The organism is Euzebya sp. (genome assembly GCF_964222135.1).
In the GTDB taxonomy this organism is placed as follows: domain Bacteria; phylum Actinomycetota; class Nitriliruptoria; order Euzebyales; family Euzebyaceae; genus Euzebya.
Window position 1 is genome coordinate 41,172 of record NZ_CAXQBR010000065.1, and the last position, 25,802, is coordinate 66,973.

Sequence of the window (25,802 nt, forward strand, 5' to 3'; positions counted from 1 at the left end):
CGCCGTGCACCGACCTCGGAGGCCGAAGTGGAAGCGCTCGCCGCGTTCTTGATCGTCATCGCCGCCGTCGGCACGATCCTGCTGTTCCAGTCGGTCAAGGTCGTGCAGGAGTACGAGCGGGGCGTCATCTTCCGCCTCGGCCGCGTGGTGTCCGGCGCCAAGGGCCCCGGCCTGTTCTTCATCATCCCGATCATCGACAAGATGGTGAAGGTCAACCTGCAGACGGTGACGGTGAACGTCCCCTCCCAGGAGATCATCACGCGGGACAACGTCACCGTCAGGGTCGACGCGGTCGCCTACTTCAACGTCGTCGAGCCGGTCCGCGCGGTCATCAACATCCAGAACTACCTGTTCGCCACCAGCCAGGTCAGCCAGACCACCCTGCGGTCGGTGTGCGGCACCGCCGAGCTCGACGAGCTCCTCAGCGAGCGGGACCGCCTGAACGCCGAGATCCAGCGCATCGTCGACGAGCTGACCGAGCCGTGGGGCGTCAAGGTCACCCTGGTCGAGATCAAGGACGTGACCCTCCCCCCGGAGATGCAGCGGGCGATCGCCCGCCAGGCCGAGGCGGAGCGCGACCGGCGCGCGAAGATCATCTCCGCGGAGGGGGAGTTCCAGGCCTCCCAGAAGCTGTCGGACGCCGCGGCGGTCATCTCCCAGAACCCCGTGGCCTACCAGCTCCGCGTCCTCCAGACCGTGACGGAGGTGGCGGCGGAGAAGAACTCCACCCTGGTGCTGCCGTTCCCGATCGAGCTGCTCGGGCCGTTCAAGGCGGCGTTCGGCGACCTCGAGCGCTGAGCCGACGCGGGGTCCGCCATGGCTGCCGCGTGCCAATTGGCCCTTCCGTTGTGCGCACATCGCACGTAGCCTCCGCCCGGTAGCACAACCGCACGACCCCGATCTGCACGGAGATCGCCAAGAACATGGCCACACTGCCGTTGCTCGCAGGAGCTCCTCCGACGTCGTGGCAGGCACACGGGCTCTGCCGCGCCGTCGACTCCTCGATCTTCTTCCCCCCCGCGCACTTCGAGCACAAGCCGGAACGAGAGGCCCGCGAACGTCGGGCGAAGGCCGTCTGCAACGAGTGCCCGGTCCGCGCCGAGTGCCTCGACTGGGCGCTCAGCACCCGCGAACCCCACGGCGTCTGGGGCGGTCACGCCGAGGGTGAGCGCAAGCAGATGCTCCTCGGCAAGGCGCGCATCCCGGCCTGACCATCGCGGCGCCAGCCGCTAGTGTCCCCCACATGCAGAAGTGGGAGTACTTCACCGCGCCCCTGTTGGATCACGCCCTCCAGGAGATCCTGAACAACTTCGGCGAGGACGGGTGGGAGCTCGTGGCGGTCGTCACGACCAACCCCGCCCAGCCCGTCGCGTACTTCAAGCGGCCCCTCGAGGGCTAGCGCCGTGTCCACGCCCGAGCAGCGCCTCGCCGACGCCGGCATCGAGCTGCCGGAGGCCCCCGCCCCGGCAGCGGCCTACGTGCCGTGGCGCCGCAGCGGCGACCTCGTCTTCACTGCCGGGCAGATCCCGGTGCGCGGGGGGAGCCCGACCATCACCGGCCGGCTGGGTGAGGACGTGTCCCTCGCCCAGGGGCAGGACGCCGCCCGCGAGTGCGCGGTGAACGTGCTCGCCCAGCTCAAGGCGGCCGTGGGCGAGCTGACGTTCATCACCAAGCTCGTGAAGATCACCGTCTTCGTCGCCAGCGCGCCGGAGTTCACCGACCAGCACCTCGTCGCCAACGGCGCCTCCGAGCTGTTCGCCCAGGTCCTCGGTGAGGGGTGCGGCAGCCACGCGCGATCTGCGGTCGGGGTCGCGGTCCTGCCCCTCGGCGTGCCGGTCGAGGTCGAGGCCGTCGCCCAGGTCGAGGGCTAGCCGCGGTCGATCACGACCCGGTGGTCGCCGTCGCGCTCCGTCAGGCCCAGCGCGTCGGTGAGCTCGAGCAGCGGCAGCGCGTGCTTGCGGGAGGTGCCCCAGGCCTCGCGGGCCTGTGAGGCCGTGAACGGCCCCTGCTGGTCCTGCAACCGGCGGAGGGTGGCGACGGCCCCGTCGAGCGCGGTCCGGCTGAGGGCACGACCGACGCCGGGGAGGGGGACGAGCTGGCCCGCGCGCACGAGCGCATCGACCAGGTCCTGGTCCGCGCGCGTCCGCGCGGCCGCCTCGGTGAGCTCCGGCGGCGCCACCCCCGCGCCGTCGAGCAGTTCGAGCAGGTCGGTCCGCGCCGTCTGCTGGGCCACGGTCAGCCGCGCCTCGTGCCCCGGGACGCGCAGGCCGCCGGGCAGGCTCTCGAGCCGGCCGGTCGCCACCAGCCGGTCGAGGATCCCGTCGACGGCCGCCGGGTCGGCGCCGGCGGAGGCGAGCAGCGCCCGTGGCACGGACCGGTCGACGGCGCTGCGCGCTGGGCGGCGGTCGTGCTCGCCCCGCACCGCCCCCACGGCCAGGTCGGCCAGGACCTGCCAGCGCGTCGGAGCCAGCACGTGGGCGCCAGCCGTCACCAGGTCGGCGGCTGCGAGGTCGTCAGGTCCCGCGTCGGCCAGCGCCAGGGCGCGCTCGGCGGCGACCTCGTCGTCGTGGGCGACGAGGGCCTCGAGGCGGGTGACCGGGTCGGTCGCCGCCGCGAGGGCCGTGAGCCGCGCCACCGCGGCGTCACGCCGGGCCCGTCCGCGCGGGCGGGGACCGGGGTCGGGGTGGATGACCTGGCCGCCGGCGCCGGTGCCGCCGGAGCCAGCGTCGCGCAGCACCACCCGGTCGCCGGCGGCGAGCGCCAGCCGCTCGGCCAGCTCGAGTCGGACCGGCCCCTCGCCGACGAGGTCCTCACCGCCGACGGGGTAGGGGCGGACGGGGACGGCCGCGGTGCCGACGTGCAGCTTCCACGCGCCGCGCCGGCTGAGCGGCCGGTCGCCCACGGTCCGGCACCACGCGTCGACGGTCGTGGTGGCGGTCCACTGCGACGGCCGGCCGAGCATGGCCCCCCGGGGGACGTCGTCGAGGTCGACGCCGGCGAGGTTCACCGCGACTCGGCAGCCGGGCGGGGCGTGGGCGACGTCCGCGCCGAGGACCTGCAGGCCCCGCACCCGCGCCTCGGGCCCGTCAGGCCAGATCGCGAGGACGTCCCCGACCGCGAGCCCGCCGCCGGTCAGCGTGCCGGTGACGACCGTGCCGGCTCCTCGGATCGTGAACCCGCGGTCGATCCACAGCCGTGGGCGCCCACGGTCCGCGGGTGCGGGGGCGGCGACGATGACGTCGGAGAGGGCGCGGCGCAGGTCGTCGAGACCCGCCCCGGTCGCCGCGGACACCGCCACGATCGGCGCGTCCGCCAAGCCGCTGCCGGCGAGCTCGTCGCGGGTCAGCTCGATGGCGAGCTCCGCGGTCTCGTCGTCCACCAGGTCGGTCCGGGTGACGGCGACCACGCCGTGGCGGACGTCGAGGAGCCGGAGGATGTCCAGGTGCTCGGCGCTCTGGGGCATCCACCCCTCGTCCGCGGCGACCACGAGCAGGGCGATCTGGACCGGTCCGGCGCCGGCGAGCATGTTCGGGACGAACCGCTCGTGGCCGGGCAGGTCCACGAAGGCCACCCGCACGTCGCCGACCTCGGTCCAGGCGAACCCGAGGTCGATGGTCAGGCCCCGCCGCTTCTCCTCGGCCAGCCGGTCGGGGTCGGTGCCGGTCAGCGCGGCGACGAGGGTCGACTTGCCGTGGTCGACGTGGCCCGCGGTGCACACCACCCGGACGGGGAGGTCGCGCGCGCCGGCGTGGTCGGTCATGTGGCCGCGAAGGGTAGTCCGCCCGCTCGCAGTGGGTGCGCCGCCATGCTCCACGGGCGGCGACCGCACCCACGTGAGCGCGCGGCGTTCGCAGTGGGTGCGCCGCCATGCGCCACGGGCGGGGACCGCACCCACGTGAGCGGTCCCTCGCGTCAGGACCCGAACGCGGCCGTCCACGTCGCCGGTCCGACCACGCCGTCGACGCCGAGCCCCCGCTCCTGCTGGAACAACCGCGCGGCCCGGTCTGAGTCCGGTCCGAAGATGCCGTCCACGGCCAGCGCCGCGCCGTCGGCGCCGCGCCACCCCCGGTCGCGCATGCGCTGCTGCCACGCGCGGACGTCGTCCCCCCGCAACGGCGGGTCGGTCAGCCGGAGCAGCCGTCCCGGGAAGCCCGTGCCGACACGGCCGGCCGGCGTGGCCGGTCTGCGGCCGAGGTCGGACAGCACGTCGGCCATCGCCCCCCGCGTGGCCGGCCCGACCACCCCGTCGACGGCCAGACCGCGGTCGCGCTGGAAGCGGCGGGTCGCGGAGTCCGTCGCCGGCCCGAAGTCGCCGTCCACGGTGAGCCCGGCCGCGATCGCCGCGTTGAGGTCCTGCTGCCACGCCCGGACCTCCGGACCTCGGTGACCCGCCCGCATGGCGCCGGCGACCACGTCCCCGCGCCGCTGGGCGGCGACCAGGCTCGGGTAGGGGTTGCGCTGGTGCTGGCGCCACGGGGCACGCGTCAGCGCGGGGTCGACGAGCGACCCGTCGTGGATGGCGTAGTGGAGGTGCGGCGGGGTGTCCTCGGCGTTCCCCGAGTCGCCGAGGTAGCCGATCACCTGGCCTCGCGCGACCGCCACGCCCTCGCGGATCCCGGGTGCGTAGGCCGCGCGGTGCCCACCCCGCCCGTCGTCGGTCCCGGGCGTGTCGTTGTCGAGGTGGATGAAGGAGTGCACCTCGTCGCCTCGGCAGATCCGCAGCATGTACCCGTAGCTCGGCATCGGCTCGTCGATGCCGGGGGCGAAGCAGATCGTCCCCGCGACCGAGGCCAGGACCGGTTGCCCCTTGACCCCGAAGACGTCGGTGGCCTGGTGCCGCCGACGGCCGCCGTCGCGGTTCGCGTCGTAGGTGTCGGTGTACGTGACGGGTCCGGCGACGGGGAAGGTCAGCTCGATCACGGCGTTCCGGTCCGTGGCCCCCAGCGCGGGGGACGATCCCACCACGGCGACGAGCCCCCACACCAGCACCCAGACCGTGACAGCGGTGCGGCGCATGACGCTGAGGGTACGAGCGCTGAACTCAGTTCCGGTGGAGGTGACACAAAGTCACATGAATTGCCATGTGGGGTGGGCCCGGCCCGTCGCGCCCTCAGGCCCTGCCCAGCGCCCGGATGATCGTGTCGTCGTCGACGGGATCGACCGTGCGGAGGTCGAGGAGCACCCGGTCGTCGACCACCCGGCCGATGATCGGCGGGTCGTGGCGCCGCAGGGCCTCGGCGACGGCGCGGCCGCCTGGGACCGAGACGACCGGGGAGGCCACGCCCACCCCCGGTGCGCTCCCGCCGCCGACCATCGTGGTCGCCTCGACGACCTCCCCCCCGACCGACGTGGCGAGCGCTCGGCAGCGGTCCTCGAGCGACCCGTCGGGGGCGAGGACCGCGGCCACGGTCGACGGCTCGCCGCGGAGGTGGGCGCGCAGCGTCGCGTTGAGGGCGGCCAGTCGCAGCTTGTCCACCCGCAGCGCCCGCGAGAGCGGGGCGGTGCGGAGCCGCGCGACCAGGTCCGCCCGCCCCGCGATGAGGCCGGCCTGCGGCCCGCCGAGCAGCTTGTCGCCGCTGGCGAGCACCAGGTCCGCGCCGCGGGCCAGGGCGGCCGCCATGCTCAGCTCCCCGGCCAGGGGCCCCTCGGCGTCCCGCGGCAACCCCGACCCGGCGTCGTGGACCAGCGGCACACCCCGGCGCCGGGCCACCTTCGCGACCGCTGGCAGGTCGGGGCTGGCGACGAACCCGGACTGGGTGAAGTTGGAGGGGTGGACGGTCAGCAGCAGCGCCACGTCGTCGCCGGCCTCGTAGTCCGCCGCGCGGGTCCGGTTCGTGGTCCCCACCTCGAGGAGGCGCGCGCCGGAGGCCGCCATGATCTCCGGCAGGCGGAACGACCCCCCGATCTCGACCAGCTGCCCCCTGCTCACGGGCACCTGCCGCCCGGCGGCCAGCACCGACAGGACCAGCACCAGCGCCGCGGCGCAGTTGTTCACCACCATCGCGTCCTCGGCGCCGACGAGGTCGGCCAGCAGCCCGTCGACGTGCGCGCCGCGGGACCCCCGACGACCGTCCGCGAGGTCGTACTCGAGGTCGCACCACCCGGTCGCGCCCACGACCGCCGCGACGGCCTCCGCGCTGAGCGGGGCCCGACCGAGGTTGGTGTGCACGACGACGCCGGCGGCGTTGACGACCCGACGGGGACCGCCCCGTCGGCGCGCGGCGAGATCGGTCGAGGCCGTCGCGAGCACCCACCCCTCCACGTCGTCGGCGTCGGCGAGCCCGCCGTCCGCGATCGCCGCCCGCGCCGCGTCGAGCCCGCGGCCGAGCGCCGTCTTCACGTCGTCGTACCCGTACGTCTCCCGCAGGTCCTGCGCCCGGTCCAGCAGGTCGTCGGTGCGCGGCAGGGCGGCGAACGGGTTGGCGTCCATCGCCCGCAGGATCGCACACGGCCACCCGCGCAGCCGGGGCTCACTAGGATCACGGCCATGTCCGCCGCGCCGCCCGAAGGACCGAGCCCCCGTCCCGCCGCCACGATCGTGCTCATGCGCGAGGCCGACACCCCACCCTTCGAGGTCCTGCTGCTGCGCCGGCACGCGCGGTCCGGGTTCGCCGCCAGCGCCTGGGTCTTCCCCGGCGGGGTGGTGGACGCGGCCGACGCCGACCTCGACGACGCCCTCTGGTCGGGGATCGACCCCGAGGTGCTGGCCGGCCGGTTCGACCTGCCGGCCGCCGACGTCCTGGCGCTGCACGTCGCGGCCGTGCGGGAGACCTTCGAGGAGGCCGGCGTGCTGCTCGCCCACCGCCGGGACGGCGAACCCGTCGACGTGACCGCCGCCCCGTTCGTCGAGGTCCGCCGCACCCTGAACGACCGGACCGTCGACGAAAGCGACCGGGCCGTCGACTGGCCGGCGTTCCTGCGCGAGCAGGACCTGGTCCTCGACCTCGGCGCGGTCACCTACCTCAGCCGGTGGATCACCCCCGTCCAGGAGCCCCGCCGCTACGACACCTCCTTCTTCGTCGCCCGCATGCCCGCCGGGGTCACCGCCGCGGCGGACAACGTGGAGATGACCGAGTCGCGGTGGCTCACCCCGCGCCAGGCCCTCGACGACGACGGCACCCAGGTCATCTTCCCGACCGAGAAGACCCTCGAGCTGCTCGCGGGCTTCGAGAGCCCCGACGCCGTCGTCGCCCACGCGACCGCCCAGGAGGTCGTCGACGTCATCCAGCCGCACATCCTGGTGCGCGACGACGGCAGCTACGAGGCGATCGTGCTCCCCGACGACCCCCGCCACCCCGACGGGGCGGCCCGATGAGCGACCCACGGACCCTCGACGAGGTGGCCCGCCTGGTGCTGGCGCCGAACCCCTCCCCGATGACGCTCGACGGGACCAACACCTACCTGCTGGGCGACCCCGCCCACGGGGCCGTCACCATCGTGGACCCCGGACCCGATGACGCCGACCACCGCCGGGCGGTCGAGGCCGCGCTCGACGGCGCGGAGGTCGCTGCGGTCGTGATCACCCACCACCACCACGACCACTCCGCTGCCGCGGGCTGGGCGGGGGAGTGGGGTGCGGACCTGCGGGCCTTCGACCCGGGCCTGGTGCCGGGCGCGACCCCGCTGGCCGACGGCGAGGAGCTGCGGATCGGCGGCATCACGATCGCGGCGGTCCACACCCCCGGGCACGCCTCGGACCACCTGTGCCTGCGGATCGTCGAGACCGACGTCGTGCTCACCGGCGACCACGTGCTCGGCCGCGGGTCGACGGTGGTGAACTGGCCCGACGGGGACATGTCCGCCTACATGCGGTCCCTGGACCGGCTGGCCGCCGCGCCCGGCCGGCGCATCTACCCCGGTCACGGCGACGTGGTCGACCGGCCTGCCGAGAAGGTCGCCGAGTACATCGCCCACCGCCGCGAGCGGGAGCGGCAGGTGCTGGACGCGATCGCCTCCGGGGCGGCGTCCACGCCGGCGATCGTCGAGGTGGTCTACACCGACGTGCCGGCCCACCTCCACCCGGCGGCGGCGCGCAGCGTGAACGCGGTCCTCGAGAAGCTCGTCGCCCAGGGGCGGGTCGACCCCGCCCTGTCACCCGGCGGGGGAGGGGTCGGATCCGATCCCTCCGGCATCGGGGGCGGTTCGGGCTAGTCCGGCCGGGTTAGGGCCCTGCCGAGCCGGTCGTCTACGATCCGGCGCACCCCGCAGTACTTGTGAGCGGGTTCACAAGGTCACTCGGGCTTCCACGTCGCCACAGCCAGGAGAGACACCGTGAGCATCGAGCTCCCACAGGCGAAGTCCGTGCTTCGCAACCCCTCGCAGGACGAGCTCCGCGACATCGTCGCGGAGATGCCGAACGCCGAGCTGACCGAGTTCGGCAACTACAACGTCACCACGCGCGTGACCGCCCGGTCCGCCGGGTCGACGTTCCTGGTCACCGACGACCCGGGATCGACGCAGGTCCAGACCATGTCGACGTCGGAGTACGCCGACAACGTGGCGCGGCAGGAGGCCTACATCGCCGAGGCGGACATGATCCTCGTCGAGGGCTACATCGGGCCGGAGAACTCCCCGATGCGCCGTGCGGCGCGCGTCTTCATCGAGCGCAGCGCCGCGAACATCCCCGCGATGCAGCAGCAGCTGTACTTCGAGAAGGACGCCGACTGGGACGAGTCGGACGCGCTCACGATCATCTACACGCCGAACTGCCCGGCCGAGGGGTACCCGGGCGAGCGGTTGGTGACCATCGACCTCGAGGCCGAGGTGACCCGCGTCTTCAACATCGACTACTTCGGCGAGTCGAAGATGGGCGGCCTCAGGATGTGGATGGACTGGGTCTACGGCCAGGGGGCGCTGGCCATGCACTCCGGTGCCAAGGTCATCCCGACCGCGGAGGGGGACAAGGTCGCCCTGATCGTCGGGCTGTCCGGCACGGGCAAGACGACGACGACGTTCCAGCAGCAGAACAACTCCCTGCCGGTCCAGGACGACATCGTCGCGCTGGTCGAGGGTGGCGACGTGTACTCCACCGAGGACGGCTGCTTCGCGAAGACGATCGGTCTCGACCCCGACTACGAGCCGACGATCCACAAGGCCCTGACCAGCCCCGACTCCTGGCTCGAGAACGTGAAGGTGACCGACGGCGCCGTCGACTTCCACGACGACTCCTACACGGCGAACGGGAGGGGGACCTTCTCGCTCGCGAACATCCCCCACCACGACCCGCGGAAGCTCGGCAAGGCCAGCTTCCTCCTCATCCTCAACCGGAACGAGTCCATCATCCCGGGTGTCGCCCGGATGACGTCGCCGGAGCAGGCCGCCGCCTACTTCATGCTGGGGGAGACCAAGGGCACCTCGGCGGGCGGCGCCGCGGAGGCCGGGAAGTTCCTGCGCGTCCCCGGCACCAACCCGTTCTTCATGCGCTTCGACTACATGCAGGGCAACCGCCTCGTCGAGATGATCGAGTCGATGGACTACGACTTCGGCGTCTACCTGCTGTCGACCGGTCGCGTCGGCGGCGGCGCCGACGTCGAGGGCTCGAAGAAGATCACGATCCCCCACTCCTCGGCGATCGTGAAGGGCATCGCGGAGGACACCATCACCTGGGAGGTCGATCCCGACTTCGGCTACGAGATCGCCACCGAGGTGCCGGGCATCGACGACATCGAGATCCTCCAGCCCCGGCGCCTCTACGAGCGCCTCGGCCGCGCCGACGAGTACGCGCAGTCCGTGGCACGGGTCAAGGAGGAGCGGACGGCCTTCATGGCCACCCACGAGGGGCTCGACCCGGCGATCGTCGCGGCGCTCGGCTGACGTCGGTGCGGGGTGCGACGCCCGCCGCGCCGCGCCCCGTCCCCGCACGCCCTCTAGGCTCCTGCAGGTCATGGTCGACTCCGAGGGCGAGCAGGACGCCCCGACGCGGGCGGACGCCGTCGCGCCCGCGGGCGACCACGCAGGACGACCACCGGGCCCACGTCCGGGGATCGCCCGCCTGCTGTGGGGACCCGACCGCCCGGCGACCGACGAGATCGCGGCCGGGCGCGCACGGGCGACGGTGGGCGTCCTGGCGGTCCTGGTCGTCTTCCTCGCGGCCGGGGCCCTGCACGCCTACGCGACGCCACCGTTCGCCCCGCCGGACGAGACCGCGCACGTCGCCTACGCCCTCGCCCTGGCGGAGGGGGAGATCCCGCGGATCGACGAGTTCCCGGAGGACCTGCCGATCCCCGGCATGCCGGAGGGGCTGTCGATCTGGACGGCCAACCACCCGCCCGGCAGCTACGCGATCCTCAGCCTGCCGCTGCGGATCGGCATCGCGCAGGGCGACCCCCTGGACGGGTTCTGGTGGGCCCGTCTGACCAACGTGGCCGCCGCCGGCCTGGCGCTGGTGCTGGTGGGTCGCATCGCCGCGACGGTGCTGCCGCACCGGCCGCGGGTGGTGGTGGGCGCCACGGCGCTGGCGGGGCTGTGGCCCTACTCCGTGCAGGTCGCCGGCACCGCCTACACCGACGGGATCGCCCTCGCGGGGACCATGTCGTTGACCTGCGCGGCCGTGGCCGTGCTCTGCCGGGGCCCGAGCCGCTGGCGGCTCCTCGGGCTCGTGGTCCTGTCCGCCGTGGCGGCGCTGATGCGCGCGCCCTCGGCGGTCATGGTGGTCCTCGCGGGGCTCGCCTGGGGCGTCGCCAACCTCGTCCACGGGAGGAACGGGCTGGCCCGCCGGTGGCTCCGCGGCATCGGGGGAGGCCTGCTGATCGGCGCGGCGGCCGCGGCGGCGGCCGGGTGGTTCTACCTCCACAACCTCGACGTGTACGGCGATCCCACGGGCTCTGCGGCGCTGTTCGAGCTCCACCTGCGCGAACCCCGCGGCGAGTTCGCCGACATCCTCTTCAGAGCCCACGACTACCGCTTCCACGTCTACCAGCTGTGGAACCGCTACGAGGGCCTGCCCCCGCTGCCCCGGTCGCTGATGCCGCCCGACACGATCCTCGCGGTCTACCGGGCGGTCGGGCTGGCGCTGATCGGCGCGGTCGTCGCCGGCACCCACCGGGTCGTCGCGTCGATCCCGGCACTCGCCACCAGGGCGCGCGTGCGCCCGCGCGCCCTCGACGGGGGTCGGGTGGCTGCCTGGACGCTCCTCATCACGTGGTGGGCGGCGCTGTTCGCCATGATGATCCAGTTCGTCAGCGGTGGCGGTGCGCCGCACGCGCGGTACCTGTGGCCGGGTGCCGCGGGGTTCGGGCTGGTCCTGGCCGTGGGCGCCGAGGTGATCCGGATGCCCCGGATCGAACCGCCCGCGGGGATCCGCAGGTGGCGGGACCAGGCGATCCCCTCGGTGCCGATCGCCCTGCCCCTGGCAGTGGCCGGCCTGCTGTGGGGCAACGCCGACACCTGGCTGCGCTACCTCGAGCTCGCGGGGCTGCGGTCGGGACCGGACCTGCCGTCCGCCGCGACGGCCGTGCTCGCCGACGCCGGCTTCGCCGCACCCGGCTGGCTGGGTCTGCTGGCGTGCGCCGCCGCGGTCGTGGGGTCGGCGGTCGTCCTGTGGAGCATCGCCACGACGCCGTCGCACGTCGACGTGGACGAGGCGCCCCCCCTCGGCGCCTCGACCTGGTCAGGCCCGCTTGTAGAGCGTCGGCGCGCGCCCCGGCCCGCTGTGGTCGGGGTCGGGTCCGAGGTCGGATAGCCGGCCGGCCTCCTGCTCGGCCGAGATGGCCTTGCGGACCACGGCCGGGGATGCGCCGGAGATCTCGCGCAGCTGCTTGACGGTGAACGCCGTGGAGGGGATCGACTCGATGACCTCCTCCGTCGTCACGCGGGTGCCGGAGCTCCGACGGGTGCCGGAGGCGCTGCGCCGCTGCCGGCGACCACCACGGCCACCGCCGACCTGGAAGCCCGCACGGCGCAGCACCGCGGTCGGGACACCCTCTGCGGCGAAGGCCTCTGCGCTGATGCCGGATTCGTCCGCCCACGACTTGGCGTGGACGACGAAGTCCTCCTCGACCGCTTCGAGGGACGGTGCGGACAGCTTCCTCAGCTCCTCCTGGAGTTGCAACCGCGAGATCACGTCCTCTGCGGCATCGAGCTCGGCCTGCTTCGATTCGATCGCGTCATCGTCCTTCAACGAATCAGGATCGCGCAGAGCGGTTAGGTAGGTACGGACGAGTTCTTCCGCAGTCGCCATGGAAGTGGTGCATTCCCTGTGATCGGTGGTGGTCATGCCCCCCTGCACAGGAGAATAGACCACATGACCTCTCACCGCCCCGGTGAGAATCACAAATCGCAACTCGTGTGGAACAAACCACCCCTCGACGGAGTCAGAGAGGTCATGTCAGGACACGTTCACCGATCGCGCGACGTCGTACAGCTTGGCCGCCCGCGCCTCGAGCGCCTGCGCCTGGTGGATGTCCCCGCGGGAGCGGGCGGACCGGGCGCGGGCCGCCGTCGTGGCCGCGCGCTGCAGCAGCTGCACGCGGAGCTCGCGCAGGGACTGCGTCGAGACGGGCGTGTAGTCGGCCGCAGGCCCAGCGGCCGCGCGGTCAGCTGCAGAGGTGGTCACGGCACTCCAGTCGGATGGGTGGACGGTGGACCCGCCGCCGACGCGCCGGACGCGTTACCCTCGGGCGTCGACGTGCTGAGCGGATCTCCCGTCCCTCCGACGCCACGGAGCACACGATCGGTGTTGGCCATCCGGACAGATGTCGCAGAACCACGGGGCGAGGCCCCCGCCACCCTCCGCAGAGGTCGTGGCGCATGACGCTGTTCAGCGATGACGTCGCCGAGGGCGTGCGCCGCGGCGATCCGGACGCGGTCGGCGAGGTCTACGTGCACCTCGCGGACCGGCTGCTCGGCTACCTCGTCGCCCGCGTCCGCGACCGGGCGACGGCCGAGGACCTGCTCGAGGCCACGTTCATCGAGCTGCTCCGGAAGGGGCACACCATCCAGGGCGGTCCGGCGGCCATCAAGGTGTGGCTGTTCCGCTCTGCCTACTTCAACGCGCTCGACCACATCAGGAAGGTCAAGCGGCGCGGCGAGGACATCACCGACGACTTCTCCGGCTTCGACATCGAGGAGCCAGCGGCCGGCCCCGACGAGATCGCGCTGCGGAACGAGCGCCGCCGGGTGGTCCGCGCGGCGATGGCCCACCTCTCGGAGGACCAGCGGGCCGTGCTGCAGATGCGCTACGTCGCGGAGCTGTCCGCCCCCGAGGTCGCCGACATCCTCGGCAAGACCGAGGGCGCGATCCGCAGCCTCCAGCACCGGGGGGAGCGCGCCCTCGCCCGGTTGCTCGAGGGTAACCCGTCCGCCCCCCAGATGACTAGTTCCAGGGATTTGCCGCCGGGCGCACCGCCGGGCGGTCGCGGGACGTCCTAGCCCGAGGGCTGTCCCCGCCACCCAGACCACCCCACGACCACCGCCCAGCCGCCCATGGACCACAGCGATCGAGGAGACCGCACCCCGGCCGTCGCCGAGGTGCTGGAGGATGCCTACGTGGCGCCGGTCGACGTCGAGACGGCGGCCAGGCACCTGTGGGTCATCCACTCCGAGGCCGAGCGCATCGCCCGGGAGGTCGAGGCGGACGAGCGCAGCGGCGAGCTGGTCGGTGCGGGGGCGGGCGCGGGCCACGACCGCGCACGTCGGGCGCTGCCGCGGGCGGCGGCACCGCTGCTGGTGCTCGTCCTGATGCTCTCGAGCTCCGGCGTGGCGCTCGCGGCCAGCCAGGGCTCGCTGCCCGGCGACGTCCTCTACCCCGTGAAGCGGGGCACCGAGCAGGCGCAGCTGATCTTCACCCGCAACCCCGAGGCTCGTGCGCAGCTGCAGCTGGCCTTCGCCCGCAACCGGCTCGAGGAGATCCGCAGGCTGGGGGACAGCCGCCCGGAGCACATCGCCGCGCTGGTCGCCGACATCTCGACGTCGCTGTCGGAGGTCGAGGCGTCGGCCCCGGAGATCGCGCCCGCCAGCGAGCAGATCCGCCAGCAGACCTCCGAGGAGATCGCCCAGCTGTCCCTGCCGCAGGCGGTCACCGAGGCCGTCGGCCAGGCGATGACGGCCCCGCCGACCGCCAGCGCCCCCACGACCACGACCCCCTCGGCGCCGGGCGAGCCGACCCGCACCCCCATCGCGGACGACGCCGTCGCGGCGGCAGGTGGCCAGGGTGCTGCTGCATCGACGTCGCCCACCCCCGCGTCGTCGACGTCCGCAGAGCCGACCGCCTCCGCGTCGGACCGGCCGAGCTCCTCGCCGAGCCCGAGCGCGTCGCCCAGCACCGGGGCATCGGCACCCGCGACGGCCCCGTCGTCGCCGGACGGCGACGCGCCGGCCAGCCCGTCCACCCCGCCCAGCCCGACCGCCACGCCGACGCCGACGCCGACCCCGTCGCCGACGACCGGTGGCGGTGCGTCGGAGGGCCCGGTCGTGACCTCACGCCCCCACCCGAGCGAGGGCGGCGGGTCCTCGCGCTCCGACGACGGGTCGGAGGAGCCCTCCACCGCGCCGACGGAGGACCCGTCGACGGCGCCGACCACCGCACCGTCGGAGGAGCAGGCCCCCGAGGGCGACGTCGCCCCGTTCAGCCGCCCGGACTGACGCACCGGACGTGCGACACTGCCGGCCATGAGAGGGCTGGACGTCGGCCTCACGCTGCAGACCTACAGGGTGTGGAAGGCCGTGTGCCACGGGTTGGGCCTCGAGTGGGACCGCCTGAGCACCTCGGTCTCGGATCCGCGCTCCATCTGGGCGTGGTCCGAGCACGAGGTCGTCGTGGAGCGGTTCCACCCGTCGATCCTCCGCCGCCTGGCCGAGCGGGCGCTGCAGGCCGGCCAGCCCACCGGATCCGGGGAGGCGTGGACCGCGGCCGGCGGCACCGAAGGCCACTGGCTCGAGCTCGACGACTTCCTCCGCACCCTCCGCGCCCACCGCGAGATCGACGAGTGCGCCCTGATGGTCACCGGTGGCTCACGATCGCAGCCAGGCCGCGACCCATCGGAGCAGTGACGCGCGCCGGGGCGCAGCGAGCGTCAGCGAGCGTTGAAGTACGTCGCACCGGGAGGTGCGCTGAGGAAGGGTGCGAAGTCGTCGACGCGAGCGTCAGCGAGCGTTGAAGTACTTCGCCTCGGGGTGGTGGACGATGAGGGCGTCGGTCGACTGCTCGGGGACCAGCTGGAACTCCTCGGACAGCTCGAGGCCGATCCGGCCGGCGTCGAGCAGGTCGAAGAGCGGCTTGCGGGACTCGAGGTCGGGGCAGGCGGCGTAGCCGAAGGAGTACCGCGATCCGCGGTAGCCCTGCTTGAACAGCCCCGCGACGTCGTCGGCGTCGTCACCGCCGATGCCCAGCTCGGCGCGGATCCGCTTGTGGACCAGCTCGGCCAGCGCCTCGGCCATCTCGACCCCGATGCCGTGCAGGTACAGGTAGTCGGTGTAGGCGTCGGCGGCGAACAGCTCGGCGGCCCGCTCGCTGACCCTCCGGCCCATCGTGACCGCGTGGAAGGCGATCACGTCCCGCTCGCCGGACTCGACGGAGCGGAAGAAGTCCGCGATGCACAGACGTCGGCCGCGCGTCTGCCGCGGGAAGGTGAACCGGGCGGCGACGCCGTCGGACTCCGGCCCCTCGTAGACGATCAGGTCGTTCCCCTCGGACTGGCAGGCGAAGTAGCCGTGGACCGCTTCGGGCACCAGCAGCGCCTCCGCCCGGGCCCTCGCGAGGACCTGCCGGAGCGCCGCCTCCCCCTCCGCCGCCTGGTCTCGGTCGAACCCCCACTGGTTGCGGAACAGCGTGGTGGTGTTCAGGTGGTCCGCGATCTCGTCCAGGCCGATGCCCCGCGTGACCCGGGTGCCGTAGAACGGCGGGGTGGGGACGTCCACGTCGGTGGCGACGTCGGAGCGGACGACGTCGGCGGTGTCCGCGCCCTCGACGTCCGACGGCCCGGTCGAGCGGACGCGCCGCTCGCCGACCTCTCGACCCCACGTCGGGCCGAGGTCGGCACCGGCCTTGCGCTGGGCGACCTGGTCCATGACCTGCAGGCCGCTGAAGGCGTCCTTGCAGTAGAAGAGCGGCCCGTCGTAGCGCTCGCGGAGGTCGATCTCGACGTAGCCGCGTGTCAGGGCGGCGCCGCCGAGCAGGACCGGGTAGTGGGCGAGCTGGCGGCGGACGAGCTCCTCGAGGTCGTCGCGCATCACCACCGTCGACTTGACCAGCAGGCCGGACAGCCCGATGGCGTCGGCGCCGAACTCCTCCGCGGCCTGCACGATCGCGTCGATCGGCTGCTTGATGCCGAGGTTGCGGACCTCGTAGCCGTTGTTGGTCAGGATGATGTCGACGAGGTTCTTGCCGATGTCGTGGACGTCGCCCTTGACCGTGGCCAGCACCACCCGCGCCTTGCCGCCGGTGTCGGCGGCGTCCATGTGCGGTTCGAGGTGGGCGACGGCGGCCTTCATCGTCTCGGCGGACTGCAGGACGAACGGCAGCTGCATCTCCCCGGCGCCGAAGCGGTCGCCGACCACCTTCATGCCGGCCAGCAGGTGGGTGTTGATGATGTCGAGGGGGGCGATGCCGGCGGCCATCGCCTCGTCCAGGTCGGCGTCCAGGCCGTCCCGCTCGCCGTCGATGATGCGCTGGGACAGGCGCTCGTCCAGCGGCAGGTCGGCCAACGACGCCTTGGTCGACTGCGTCGCCGACACCCCCTCGAACAGGGCCATGAGCCGGTGGAGGGGGTCGTAGCCCTCCTCGGCCGTCCCGTCCATGCCCGCGGGGCCGCGTCGGTCGTAGACCAGGTCGGTGCAGACGGTGCGCACCTCGTCGTCCAGCTTGGAGAGGGGCAGGATCTTCGAGGCGTGGACGATCGCGGTGTCGAGCCCGCGCAGCGTCGCCTCGTGCAGGAACACGCTGTTGAGGGCCTGGCGGGCGGCGGGCGACAGGCCGAACGACACGTTCGACACGCCGAGGGTGGTGGCGCAGCCGGGGATCAGGGACTTCACCTGCTCGATCGCGTCGAGGGTGGCGATCCCGTCGCGGCGGAGGTCCTCCTGCCCCGAGCCGAGCGGGAAGGTCAGGCAGTCGAAGATCAGGTCCGACGGCTCGAGGCCGTACTCGCCGATCGCGATGTCGGCGATCCGCCGGCATACGTCGACCTTCCACTCCGTGGTCCGGGCCTGCCCCTCCTCGTCGATCGCGAGGGCCACCAGGGCGGCGCCGTAGCGCTTCGCCAGCGGGAGCAGGACATCGGCCTTGGTGCGGCCGTCCTCGAGGTTGACCGAGTTGATGACCGACCGCCCGCCGAGGCGCTTGAGCGCGGCCTCGACCACCGCGGTCTCGGTCGAGTCGATGACGAGGGGGAGGGTCGACGCGGTCGCCAGGTGGTCGACGAGCGCCGTCATGTCCGCCACCCCGTCGCGGCCGACGTAGTCCACGCAGACGTCGAGGGAGTGGGCGCCCTCCCCGGTCTGCGCCTTGGCGATCGACAGCATGGCCTCGAGGTCGCTGTCGAGGAGGTGCTCGCGGAACTGCTTCGAGCCGTTGGCGTTGAGGCGCTCGCCGATGATGTGGACGCTGAGGTCCTGGCGGATCGGGACGCTCGAGTACAGCGAGGAGAGCGCCGGCGTCCACTGGACGTCTCGCGGCGCGGGCGTGAGGTCGCGGACGGCCTGCACGACGTGGCGGAGGTGCTCGGGCGTGGTGCCGCAGCACCCGCCGACGATCCGGACGCCGAGCTCGGACACGAACTCGACGTGGGCGGCGGCGAGGGCCTCCGGGCTGAGCGGGTAGCAGGTGACGCCATCGACCATCTCGGGGATGCCGGCGTTCGGGATGATCGAGATCGGCTTGCGGCTGCCCGTCGACAGGTGGCGGACGTGCTCGCGCATGTCCTCGGGGCCCGTGGCGCAGTTCATGCCGATCACGTCGACGCCGAGGGGGTCGAGGGCGGTCACGGCCGCGCCGATCTCCGAGCCGAGCAGCATCGTGTTGATGCCCTGCTCGATCGTGACCGAGACCATGATCGGCACGGTCACGCCCTCGGCGCCCATCGCGTCGTGGCAGGCCGCGACCGCGGCCTTGGCCTGCAGCAGGTCGAAGACCGTCTCGATCAGCAGGACGTCGGCGCCGCCGGCGAGCAGCCCGCGCACCTGGCGGGTGTACCCGGCGACCATCGCGTCGAGGTCGATCCAGTCGCCGGCGTCCGCGGGCCTGGTCAGCGACAGCGTCGGGGACCGGGTGCCGGGGCCGATGGAGCCGATGACCCACCGCTCGCCGGCGGCGGCGTCGCAGGCCTCGCGGGCCAGCACGGCGGACAGGCGGTTGAGCTCCTCGGTCTCCGCACCGAGCCCGTACTCGTCGAGGACCCAGGGGGCGCCGCCGAAGCTGTCGGTCTCGACCGCGTCGCAGCCGACGTCGAGGAACTCGTCGTGGAGGTCGCGGATCACGTCCGGACGGGTGCGGACCAGGACCTCGTTGCACCCCTCGAGGCCGTCGAAGTCCTCGGCGGTCAGGTCCCGCTCCTGCAGCGAGACGCCCATCGCGCCGTCCACGATCAGGACGCGCTCGTCCAGTGCGCGCAGGAATGCGTTCATCCACGCCACCCTAGTCGTGGCCGGGGCGGTTCAGGCCCGGGCCGGCTCGGCCAGGTCGTCGATGGCCTCGAAGCGCTCGTTCCAGTCCGTCACGGTGCCGGTCTCGAGCCCTCGGACCACCCAGAAGAAGTACAGCCCCGCCGGCACGCCGATCCAGTCGACCCACAACCCGTGGTAGTCGGGGCTGAACAGGGCGGTCGCCGCGTACATGACGTACACGCCGTGCATCAGCGCGCAGGTCGGGAAGATCATCATCAGGCTGAGGCCCGACGCGGACCAGCCGCCGTACACCTGCCGGTTGCGGCGCTGCCCGCGCCACAGGTACGCCCCGATGCCGATGTACAGGGCGACGAGCACGAGGTTCGGGAGCAGCCGCGGGTCGGTGTAGCGGAGGTCGCGGAGGGCGAGCAGGCTCCCCCCCACCACGACGGCGGCCCCGGCGCCGCACACGGCCGCGCCGGCGCGCATCCAGGTCGGGGTGCCGGGGATGAACCGGTCACCCCGCCCGCCGCGCGACGCCTCGACGCGCAGCGCCGCCCAGACGATCCCGGCGGGCAGGCCGATGGCGGTGGCGAGGAGGTCCAGCCCGCCGACCTGACGGCCCTCCGCGAGGAGGTGCGTGGCATGGACCAGGTGGTGGGCCCCGCAGGTGAACATGATCGACAGCCACGCGACGCCGAAGTGGCTGTAGCCGCGGCGTCGCATCGCCCCCTCGAGGTCGATGGCGATCAGCACCCCGATGCCGAGGTAGACCAGGCCGAGGCCGAGGTTCGCCAGGCCCGTCAGCACCGTCACGTCCCCGTCCCCGAGGTGAGCCCGAGCTGCTGCATGAACTCGTCGACGGACCCGCGCGGCACGACGCGGTCGCCGTGGCGGCCGGAGCTGTCGGGCGGTCTGCTCACGTCCGGCGACGCGGCCGCCACCAGCGCCACCGTGACGGTCGTCCCGACCCCCAGCGTCGAGTCGATCGTGACCTGGCCGCCCATCGCCTCGACCAGGGACCGGACGATGTACAGGCCGATGCCGGTCCCCCCGAACCGGCGCACGTCCGTCGACTCGGCCTGCCAGAACTTCTCGAAGCAGTGGGCGACCTGCTCCGGGGTCATGCCCACGCCCTCGTCGGCGACCGAGACGAGCACGCGGCCCTCGACCGCGTCGGCGCGGACGACCACCGGCGGTCCGTCGGGGGAGTACTTGACGGCGTTGTCGACCAGGTGGTCGAGCACCGTGATGAACGCGTCGGCGGAGATGCGGGCGTGCAACCCCTCCGCGACGTCTGCGCGCACCGCCCGGCCGAAGGTCGCCTGCACCTCGGCGACGCGATCGCGCAGCAGCGCGGACACGTCGTGGGTCGTGGTGGACAGCTCCACGCGCCCCGCGTCGATGCGGCTCGAGAGGAGCAGCCGGTCGATGATGGCCGAGAGCTGCGCCGACCTGGCGTCGATCACGTCGAGGGCCTCGGCGGCGCGCTCGTCGGTGGTGGCGCGCAGCAGCTGGGCGTAGCCCCGGATGACGGTCAGCGGGGTCTTCAGCTCGTGGGACGCAGTGGCGAGGAACATCGTCTTCGCCTCCTCCGCCTGCTTCAGCCGCGTGATGTCCCGGAAGCTGTGGAGGTGGGCGGTCTGCCCGTTCGGCCCGGTGATGGCGGTGGCGCTGGCCAGCAGCGGCTGGGACTCCCCGCCCACCTGGCGGCGCACCTCGACCGCCTCGTCATCGACGCACAGGGCCGCCAGGGCGCAACCGGTGCGGCAGTCGAGTGGCTGCCCCGAGTGCGTGCGCAGCGCCAGGCGCTCCTCGCACCCGGCGCCGACCAGCGGACGCCCGTCGGCGTCGGCCAGCACGCGCTCTGCGGCGGGGTTGGCGTGCCGGACGACGCCGTCGAGGTCGGTCAGGACGATGCCCTCGGTCGACCGGGCGATGATCGTCTCGCTGGCGTCGGCGAAGGCCCGCACGCTGCGGGCGTCGCGGCGCTGGACGTTCAGGGCCCGCTGCAGCAGCAGCACGACGGCGATCGCGACCACCACGATCGCGCCCTCCTGCGCCGCGTCGAAGGAGGCGTCGGGGTGGGCCGCGCCGGCCAGCCACCGGGCGCCCAGCGCGACAGCGCCCATCGTGGCCCCGAGGCGCACGCCCCCCTGGTACGTCACGGCACCGGCGAGGGCGACGAGCAGCAGCAGCGCGGTGGTCGCGTGGGCGGGCGCGATCCACATCACGGTCGTCAGCACGACGAGGTCCAACCCGATCGCCACCAGGGACCGGACCTGGCTGGGCGGCCCCTCCTCGGCGAACCACAGGAGGGACGTGGCGGGCAGCCACACGAGGCCGGCGGCCCACACGAACCACGACGGCAGGTCGACGGCGTCGACCGACGCCAGGGCGACGAGGCCGAAGGCCAGCACGACGCGCGCCAGCGCCGTGATCCGGCGGGCGGCGAGGTCTCCCACGGCGATCGTGCCGGAGAGGTCGAGGGTCGTGGGCATCTACCCGATCCAATCGGCCGTCACCGACCGAGCGTAAGCCCGTCGGGGAGGCGGGCACGCACGATCTTGGGCCCCCGCGGCCCCCGGGTCCACCTCGCGCTACTCGAGCAGCGGATCCCGCGCCCGCCGACCGGGGGTGAGCCGGATCCGCGCATCGACGACGGAGACGCCGTGGCGGCGCACGAAGACGGGGTTCAGGTCGAGCGACTCGAGCTCGGGGACGGCTTCGACGAGGGCGCCGACGCGCAGCAGCAGGGCCCGCAGGGAGCGGACGTCCACCGCCGGGTTGCCCCTGTACCCCGTCAGGAGCGGGTAGCCCTTCAGCTGCAGCAGCATGTCGTCGACGTCGGTGTCGGTCAGCGGGTGGATCCGCATCGACACGTCGCCGAGCAGCTCGACCAGCGCACCCCCGAACCCCGCGAGGACGATCGGTCCGAAGGTGGGGTCCTGGCGGACGCCGACGACCATCTCGACGCCGTCGGGGATCATCTGCTGGACCAGCCAGCCCTGCTCGCACACGTCGTCCCCTCCCTCGGCCCGGAGGGTGCGGTCCAGCTCGGTGACCGCGTCGGCGACCGCGTCGGCGTCGGGCAGGGCGAGGCGGACCAACCCGCGGTCGGCCTTCTCGATCGGGGCGGCCGGCTTCACCACGAACGGGCCGTCGAGTGCCCCGGCGTGGGCGCGCGCCTCCTCGGCGTCGGCGGCGACGCGGCTCGGGGCCGTGGCGATCCCGACCGCGGTGAGCAGGTCGGTGGCGTCCGCGGCCGCGAGTGCGGTCGTCGCCGACGTGGCGGCGAGCACCCGGTCGGCCACGCGCCGGGCGGCGGTCTCGTCGATGTCGTCGAACGTGACCACGTGGCCGAGGTCCCGCTCCCTCCAGGCGGCGTAGCGGGTGGCGTGGGACAGCGCCTCGGCGGCGCTCTCGGGGAACACGTACAGCGGGATCCCGGTGCCGGCCAGCGAGTCCGGCGGGGTGTCCATCGACATGAACACGACCGCGACCGGCTTGTCCGCCCCGGTGGTCGCCGCGGCGATCGCGGAGCCCACGGCCTCGGGGTCGAGGGTCACCGGCGGGATGAAGATGGCGATGACCGAGTCGACGGCGTCGTCGGCCACGAGAGCCCGGAGCACGTCGCCGTAGTCCTCGGGCGCGGTGGTGGGGTGGACGGTCACGGGGGCGAGGTCGTAGGCGGCGGCACCCTCCGCGGTGGTGCGGGTGTCCGAGCCGAGCTCGGCCAGGCGCATCCCGCCGGCGAGGCACGCGTCGGCGGCGAGCGCCCCGGGACCGCCGCCGTTGGACAGGACCGCCACCCGGTTCCCCCGGGGGAGGGGTTGCTTCGCGAGCAGCTTCGCGGTGTTGAACATCTGGTCGAGGGTCCCGACGCGCACCACGCCGGCCTGCTCGAACAGCGCGCGCACCGGGCCTTCGTCTCTGCGGCCGGACTTGACCGCGACGATGGGCTTGGTCCGGCCGATGCGCCGGGCGAGCCGGGCGAACTTCCGCGGGTTCCCGAAGGACTCGAGGTACAGCAGGATGACGCCGGTCTCGTCGTCGGACTCCCAGTACTGCAGCAGGTCGTTCGAGGAGATGTCGGCCTTGTTCCCGATCGACGCGAACGACGAGAGCCCGACGTCGAGTCGCTCGGCGGCCGCCAGGATCGTGAGCCCCAGCGCCCCGGACTGGCTGGACAGCGACACCCGGCCGCTGGAGGGGAAGATCGGGCTCAGGCTGCCGTTCAACCGGACCACCCCGGCGGTGTTCATCACCCCCATGCAGTTGGGGCCGATCAGGCGCATGCCGTGGGAGCGGGCGTGGGCGAGGACCTGCTCCTCGAGCTCTCGACCCTCTGGACCGGACTCGCCGAAGCCGGCCGACAGGATCACCGCCGCGCGGACGCCCAGCCGACCGGCCTCGTCGATCACCGCCGGGGTGGCGGCGGCGGGCACGCACACGTAGATCGTCTCGGGCACCGAGGGACAGGACGCGAGGTCGGGGTAGGCGGGGACCGACTGCACGTGGTCGGTGCTCGCGTTGACCGGGAAGACCGGTCCGTCGAAGCCACCGGCGATCAGGTTGGCCAGCACCATCCCGCCGACGGAGTGGCGGTCGCGGCTCGCGCCCACGACCGCGACGCTGCGCGGGTGCAGGACGCTCGAGATCGCCGCCGTCGCCGCACGCCGGTCCTGCTCGCCGGCCGTCCGCAGCAGCGCCTCGGTCGGCGTCGTCGTGAAGGTCGCGGCGACCGTGTCCCCGTAGCCCGTCATCGACGGCTCGAACCCCGCCTCCCGCATCACGCGGAGCATCGACCGGTTCTCGCTGAGGATGTCGCCGTGGAAGCGGGTGATCCCGAGGTCCCGGGCCGGCGCCATCAGCGCGCGCAGCAGCGTCGTGCCGAGCCCGCGACCGTGCTGCGCGTCCTCGACCAGCACGGCGAACTCGGCGGTCCCCGGCTCCTCCGGCAGCCGGTCGAAGCGCCCGACGCCGACGATCTCGTCGTGCTGCGTGGCGACCAGGGCGAAGCGGTTGGCGTTGTCCAGCTCGACGAAGTGCCGCATCTGCTCTGCGTCCATCTTCCGCGGGGCGAAGAACCGCATCCGGATGGTCTCGGGCGACAGGCGGGCCCACATCCGCATCATCGCGTCGAGGTCGTCCGGGCGGATCGGCCGCAGGTGGACGGTCTGCCCGTCCTTGACGACGGCGTCGCTCGTGTAGGCGTCGAGGTCGAGCACGGCTACGCCTCCGTCAGGTCCTGCCACGTCGGTCGCGGCCGCTTGATGATCGTCTCGCTCATCGTGTACTGGCTCCCGCTGAGCCGGCCGACGGGGTCGAGTGCGGCGATGTCCACGCGACCGTCGACCCAGACGCGGTCGTCGACCCGCACGCGGGTGACGTCGCCGAAGACCATGTGGCCGGTGCCCATCGACAGGATCGTCCGGAGCCGGCACTCGAACGTGGCGGGCGACTCGGCCACGTACGGCGCGTCGACGGTCTCGGCCCGCGCGGCGGTGACGTCGACGTGGTCGAACTCGCTCACCTCCGGCGGCACGTCGGCGGCGGTGGCGTTCATCGCCTCGAGCAGCGGGCGGGACACCACCGAGATCGTGAACACCCCGGTCGCGCGCACGTTGACCAGCGTGTCCTTCTCGCCGGAGGACGTGAAGTGCACGATCGGCGGGTCCGAGGAGATCATGTTGAAGTAGGAGTGCGGGGCCACGTTGTCCACGCCCGCTGCGCTGGTCGTGCCCACCCAGGCGATCGGCCGCGGGACGACCAGGCTGGTCATCAGGAAGTACGTCTCGCGCTCGGAGAGGTCGGCGGGGTCGAGGATCGGCATGCGGCCCGATGCTACGAGGTGCGCCGGCGCCGCTTTGGCGGGTCCGGGCGGCTGTCGCACAATCGGCTGAGGATGATCTTCCGCCGCAAGCAGCTCCCCGAGGAGCTCCGCCCCGCCCACGACGCCTTCGCCGCCCAGGTGGACCGGCTGGAGCAGGCCCGGAGCGCGCTGATGTCCTGCCTGCCCGTCGGCCGCGTCGACCCGGCCCCGGTGCCGGTCGGCCTGGACCTCCTGGCCGACGAGCTCGACGCGATCGCCGCGGAGATGGACGCGTGGCAGGTGCCGGAGCTCGCCGAGGAGTGGCGGGACTGCGTCGACGCCATCGCCGAGGCGAAGTCGAAGATGCCGACGGCCCACGAGGTGGCGGAGACGAGCACCGAGCTCGAGGAGCTCCTCGGGGCCGTCGAGGACGTCGACGAACCCCTCGGCCACGCCTTCGGCCGTGCCGAGCGGCGCTGGCGGGACCTGCGCCGCTGACCCCGGTCCCGTCGACCGCCGCCCGCTCAGGGCTCGATGACGTGGGAGGGGTCGGGTTGCTCGTCGGGTGGGGCCTGGCTGTAGTCGGCGAACGGTCCGTCGCGGTCCGCGACGACGGCGCCCACCCCCTCGGTCGCGGCCCGCTCGATGAACGCGAGGGCGTCGGGGGTGTTGCGCATCAGCCCGTCGAGGATCGGGCCGAGGGTCTGGGTGCTCGCGAGCCCCATGTTCTCGTACGCCTGGTTCACGATCAGCTTCATGGCCGCCAGCTGCGACGACGGGATGGACGCGAGCTGCGCGGCCCGCGCCGCCACGGTGTCCTCGAGCTGATCGAAGGGGACCGCCTCGTTGATCAGCCCGACGTCGGCGGCCTCGCGGCCCGAGAGGGGCTTGCCGGTCAGCGCGTACTCCTTCGCCCGGGTGAGCCCCAGCCGGTACAGCCACATCCCGGACAGGTACGCCCCCCACATCCGCGAGTAGGGCGTGCCGATCCGCGCGTCCTCCGACGCGATGACCAGGTCCCCGCACAGCGCGGTGTCGCTCCCGCCGCCGACGCACCAGCCGTGGACCTGGACGATCACCGGCTTCGGCGTCCGCCACATGCTCATGAACTGCTGGGTCGGGCTGAGCTGCGGCGCGGTCGAGAACGCGAAGTCCTTGCCGGGGTCCCAACGCCCGTCCGTGGTCATGTGCGCGTCCCAGTGGCTGAACCCGCCGCCGAAGTCGTAGCCGGCGCAGAACGACCGGCCGGCGCCGCGGACGACGATGACCTTGACGTCCGCGTCGCGCGTGGCCGCGGTGATCGCCTGCGCGAACTCCTCCGGCATCGGCGGCACGATCGTGTTCAGCCGCTCGGGTCGGTTCAGCGTGATCGTGGCCACCGCGTCGGCCACGTCGTACAGCAGCGTGGTCAGCTCCACCCGCACCTCCTCGGAGGGGGCGAGCCTACGCC

Annotated in this window: 23 protein-coding genes; 12 read left to right on the forward strand and 11 right to left on the reverse strand. The window is 73.3% G+C overall.

What is annotated here, in order from left to right; genetic code table 11:
- The first annotated feature begins 27 nt into the window (after window positions 1-27).
- From ACEQ2X_RS13705 to ACEQ2X_RS13720, 4 genes are all read left to right on the forward strand, one after another.
- Window positions 28-798 carry a slipin family protein gene (locus ACEQ2X_RS13705; RefSeq protein WP_370326378.1) on the forward strand — a complete coding sequence of 257 codons (771 nt, stop codon included), beginning with the start codon at window positions 28-30 and terminating at the stop codon, window positions 796-798.
- A 125-nt stretch (window positions 799-923) separates the two neighbouring features.
- Window positions 924-1,211: a WhiB family transcriptional regulator gene (locus tag ACEQ2X_RS13710; RefSeq protein WP_370326379.1), complete on the forward strand. Its 288-nt coding sequence runs from the start codon at window positions 924-926 to the stop codon at window positions 1,209-1,211.
- Between the two features lie 32 nt (window positions 1,212-1,243).
- Window positions 1,244-1,399, forward strand: a complete 156-nt coding sequence (locus ACEQ2X_RS13715; RefSeq protein ID WP_370326380.1) for a hypothetical protein — start codon at window positions 1,244-1,246, stop codon at window positions 1,397-1,399.
- A 4-nt stretch (window positions 1,400-1,403) separates the two neighbouring features.
- Entirely contained in the window at window positions 1,404-1,871 is a 468-nt protein-coding gene (locus tag ACEQ2X_RS13720) for a RidA family protein (RefSeq protein WP_370326381.1), read from the forward strand.
- Here the strand turns inward: ACEQ2X_RS13720 and selB are convergent.
- The 3 genes from selB to selA form a co-directional block, all read right to left on the reverse strand.
- The gene (gene selB, locus ACEQ2X_RS13725; protein WP_370326382.1) at window positions 1,868-3,760 is read right to left on the reverse strand and encodes a selenocysteine-specific translation elongation factor; all 1,893 of its coding nucleotides are present in this window, start codon (window positions 3,758-3,760) and stop codon (window positions 1,868-1,870) included. The genes ACEQ2X_RS13720 and selB overlap by 4 nt on opposite strands.
- Window positions 3,761-3,912: 152 nt before the next feature.
- Entirely contained in the window at window positions 3,913-5,016 is a 1,104-nt protein-coding gene (locus ACEQ2X_RS13730) for a peptidoglycan-binding protein (RefSeq protein WP_370326383.1), read from the reverse strand.
- Between the two features lie 94 nt (window positions 5,017-5,110).
- Window positions 5,111-6,430 carry an L-seryl-tRNA(Sec) selenium transferase gene (gene selA / locus ACEQ2X_RS13735; protein WP_370326384.1) on the reverse strand — a complete coding sequence of 440 codons (1,320 nt, stop codon included), beginning with the start codon at window positions 6,428-6,430 and terminating at the stop codon, window positions 5,111-5,113.
- A gap of 57 nt (window positions 6,431-6,487) precedes the next feature.
- Here selA and ACEQ2X_RS13740 point away from each other — a divergent pair, with 57 nt between their 5' ends.
- From ACEQ2X_RS13740 to ACEQ2X_RS13755, 4 genes are all read left to right on the forward strand, one after another.
- A complete protein-coding gene (locus tag ACEQ2X_RS13740; RefSeq protein WP_370326385.1) occupies window positions 6,488-7,315 on the forward strand; it encodes an NUDIX domain-containing protein in 828 nt (275 codons plus the stop codon).
- Window positions 7,312-8,151, forward strand: a complete 840-nt coding sequence (locus ACEQ2X_RS13745; RefSeq protein ID WP_370326386.1) for an MBL fold metallo-hydrolase — start codon at window positions 7,312-7,314, stop codon at window positions 8,149-8,151. The genes ACEQ2X_RS13740 and ACEQ2X_RS13745 overlap by 4 nt, the downstream gene beginning before the upstream one ends.
- Window positions 8,152-8,271: 120 nt before the next feature.
- Window positions 8,272-9,813, forward strand: a complete 1,542-nt coding sequence (locus tag ACEQ2X_RS13750; RefSeq protein WP_370326387.1) for a phosphoenolpyruvate carboxykinase (ATP) — start codon at window positions 8,272-8,274, stop codon at window positions 9,811-9,813.
- 70 nt (window positions 9,814-9,883) lie between these two features.
- Window positions 9,884-11,680 carry a hypothetical protein gene (locus ACEQ2X_RS13755; RefSeq protein ID WP_370326388.1) on the forward strand — a complete coding sequence of 599 codons (1,797 nt, stop codon included), beginning with the start codon at window positions 9,884-9,886 and terminating at the stop codon, window positions 11,678-11,680.
- On the opposite strand, the gene ACEQ2X_RS13760 is transcribed toward ACEQ2X_RS13755, so the two are convergent.
- Together ACEQ2X_RS13760 and ACEQ2X_RS13765 are read right to left on the reverse strand one after the other, a co-directional pair.
- Window positions 11,609-12,118, reverse strand: a complete 510-nt coding sequence (locus ACEQ2X_RS13760) for a hypothetical protein (protein WP_370326389.1) — start codon at window positions 12,116-12,118, stop codon at window positions 11,609-11,611. The two genes, ACEQ2X_RS13755 and ACEQ2X_RS13760, sit on opposite strands and share 72 nt — an antisense overlap.
- A 207-nt stretch (window positions 12,119-12,325) precedes the next feature.
- Window positions 12,326-12,553 (reverse strand): hypothetical protein, encoded by a 228-nt coding sequence (locus ACEQ2X_RS13765; RefSeq protein WP_370326390.1) that lies wholly within the window; start codon window positions 12,551-12,553, stop codon window positions 12,326-12,328.
- 194 nt (window positions 12,554-12,747) lie between these two features.
- Here ACEQ2X_RS13765 and ACEQ2X_RS13770 point away from each other — a divergent pair, with 194 nt between their 5' ends.
- The 3 genes from ACEQ2X_RS13770 to ACEQ2X_RS13780 are packed head-to-tail and all read left to right on the forward strand — an operon-like array spanning window position 12,748 to window position 14,988.
- Complete coding sequence (locus ACEQ2X_RS13770) at window positions 12,748-13,368, forward strand: RNA polymerase sigma factor (RefSeq protein WP_370326391.1); 621 nt, start codon at window positions 12,748-12,750, stop codon at window positions 13,366-13,368.
- 54 nt (window positions 13,369-13,422) lie between these two features.
- Window positions 13,423-14,580, forward strand: coding sequence for a DUF5667 domain-containing protein (locus ACEQ2X_RS13775; RefSeq protein WP_370326392.1), 1,158 nt, complete (start codon window positions 13,423-13,425; stop codon window positions 14,578-14,580).
- A 27-nt stretch (window positions 14,581-14,607) separates the two neighbouring features.
- The gene (locus tag ACEQ2X_RS13780; RefSeq protein ID WP_370326393.1) at window positions 14,608-14,988 is read left to right on the forward strand and encodes a hypothetical protein; all 381 of its coding nucleotides are present in this window, start codon (window positions 14,608-14,610) and stop codon (window positions 14,986-14,988) included.
- A gap of 93 nt (window positions 14,989-15,081) precedes the next feature.
- On the opposite strand, the gene metH is transcribed toward ACEQ2X_RS13780, so the two are convergent.
- From metH to ACEQ2X_RS13805, 5 genes are all read right to left on the reverse strand, one after another.
- Window positions 15,082-18,558, reverse strand: a complete 3,477-nt coding sequence (metH, locus tag ACEQ2X_RS13785; RefSeq protein ID WP_370326394.1) for a methionine synthase — start codon at window positions 18,556-18,558, stop codon at window positions 15,082-15,084.
- Window positions 18,559-18,588: 30 nt separating this feature from the next.
- A complete protein-coding gene (locus tag ACEQ2X_RS13790) occupies window positions 18,589-19,353 on the reverse strand; it encodes a hypothetical protein (RefSeq protein WP_370326395.1) in 765 nt (254 codons plus the stop codon).
- The gene (locus tag ACEQ2X_RS13795) at window positions 19,350-21,038 is read right to left on the reverse strand and encodes an ATP-binding protein (protein ID WP_370326396.1); all 1,689 of its coding nucleotides are present in this window, start codon (window positions 21,036-21,038) and stop codon (window positions 19,350-19,352) included. The genes ACEQ2X_RS13790 and ACEQ2X_RS13795 overlap by 4 nt, the downstream gene beginning before the upstream one ends.
- 99 nt (window positions 21,039-21,137) lie before the next feature.
- Window positions 21,138-23,768 (reverse strand): GNAT family N-acetyltransferase, encoded by a 2,631-nt coding sequence (locus tag ACEQ2X_RS13800; protein ID WP_370326397.1) that lies wholly within the window; start codon window positions 23,766-23,768, stop codon window positions 21,138-21,140.
- 2 nt (window positions 23,769-23,770) lie between these two features.
- The gene (locus ACEQ2X_RS13805; RefSeq protein ID WP_370326398.1) at window positions 23,771-24,373 is read right to left on the reverse strand and encodes a flavin reductase family protein; all 603 of its coding nucleotides are present in this window, start codon (window positions 24,371-24,373) and stop codon (window positions 23,771-23,773) included.
- Between the two features lie 72 nt (window positions 24,374-24,445).
- On the opposite strand from ACEQ2X_RS13805, the gene ACEQ2X_RS13810 reads away from it, so the two are divergent.
- A complete protein-coding gene (locus ACEQ2X_RS13810) occupies window positions 24,446-24,850 on the forward strand; it encodes a hypothetical protein (RefSeq protein ID WP_370326399.1) in 405 nt (134 codons plus the stop codon).
- Window positions 24,851-24,876: 26 nt separating this feature from the next.
- Here ACEQ2X_RS13810 and ACEQ2X_RS13815 read toward each other — a convergent pair whose 3' ends face one another.
- Window positions 24,877-25,770, reverse strand: coding sequence for a crotonase/enoyl-CoA hydratase family protein (locus tag ACEQ2X_RS13815; RefSeq protein WP_370326400.1), 894 nt, complete (start codon window positions 25,768-25,770; stop codon window positions 24,877-24,879).
- Between the last annotated feature and the right edge of the window lie 32 nt (window positions 25,771-25,802).

Excerpts from the sequence above, each read along its gene's own strand:
- ACEQ2X_RS13780 (WP_370326393.1), top strand. The coding sequence starts at position 14,608 with ATGAGAGGGCTGGACGTCGGCCTCACGCTGCAGACCTACAGGGTGTGG.
- ACEQ2X_RS13715 (WP_370326380.1), top strand. The coding sequence starts at position 1,244 with ATGCAGAAGTGGGAGTACTTCACCGCGCCCCTGTTGGATCACGCCCTC.
- ACEQ2X_RS13810 (WP_370326399.1), top strand. The coding sequence starts at position 24,446 with ATGATCTTCCGCCGCAAGCAGCTCCCCGAGGAGCTCCGCCCCGCCCAC.
- ACEQ2X_RS13770 (WP_370326391.1), top strand. The coding sequence starts at position 12,748 with ATGACGCTGTTCAGCGATGACGTCGCCGAGGGCGTGCGCCGCGGCGAT.
- ACEQ2X_RS13795 (WP_370326396.1), bottom strand. The coding sequence starts at position 21,038 with ATGCCCACGACCCTCGACCTCTCCGGCACGATCGCCGTGGGAGACCTC.
- ACEQ2X_RS13710 (WP_370326379.1), top strand. The coding sequence starts at position 924 with ATGGCCACACTGCCGTTGCTCGCAGGAGCTCCTCCGACGTCGTGGCAG.
- ACEQ2X_RS13740 (WP_370326385.1), top strand. The coding sequence starts at position 6,488 with ATGTCCGCCGCGCCGCCCGAAGGACCGAGCCCCCGTCCCGCCGCCACG.
- metH (WP_370326394.1), bottom strand. The coding sequence starts at position 18,558 with ATGAACGCATTCCTGCGCGCACTGGACGAGCGCGTCCTGATCGTGGAC.
- selA (WP_370326384.1), bottom strand. The coding sequence starts at position 6,430 with ATGGACGCCAACCCGTTCGCCGCCCTGCCGCGCACCGACGACCTGCTG.
- selB (WP_370326382.1), bottom strand. The coding sequence starts at position 3,760 with ATGACCGACCACGCCGGCGCGCGCGACCTCCCCGTCCGGGTGGTGTGC.
- ACEQ2X_RS13805 (WP_370326398.1), bottom strand. The coding sequence starts at position 24,373 with ATGCCGATCCTCGACCCCGCCGACCTCTCCGAGCGCGAGACGTACTTC.
- ACEQ2X_RS13730 (WP_370326383.1), bottom strand. The coding sequence starts at position 5,016 with ATGCGCCGCACCGCTGTCACGGTCTGGGTGCTGGTGTGGGGGCTCGTC.
- ACEQ2X_RS13745 (WP_370326386.1), top strand. The coding sequence starts at position 7,312 with ATGAGCGACCCACGGACCCTCGACGAGGTGGCCCGCCTGGTGCTGGCG.
- ACEQ2X_RS13755 (WP_370326388.1), top strand. The coding sequence starts at position 9,884 with ATGGTCGACTCCGAGGGCGAGCAGGACGCCCCGACGCGGGCGGACGCC.
- ACEQ2X_RS13775 (WP_370326392.1), top strand. The coding sequence starts at position 13,423 with ATGGACCACAGCGATCGAGGAGACCGCACCCCGGCCGTCGCCGAGGTG.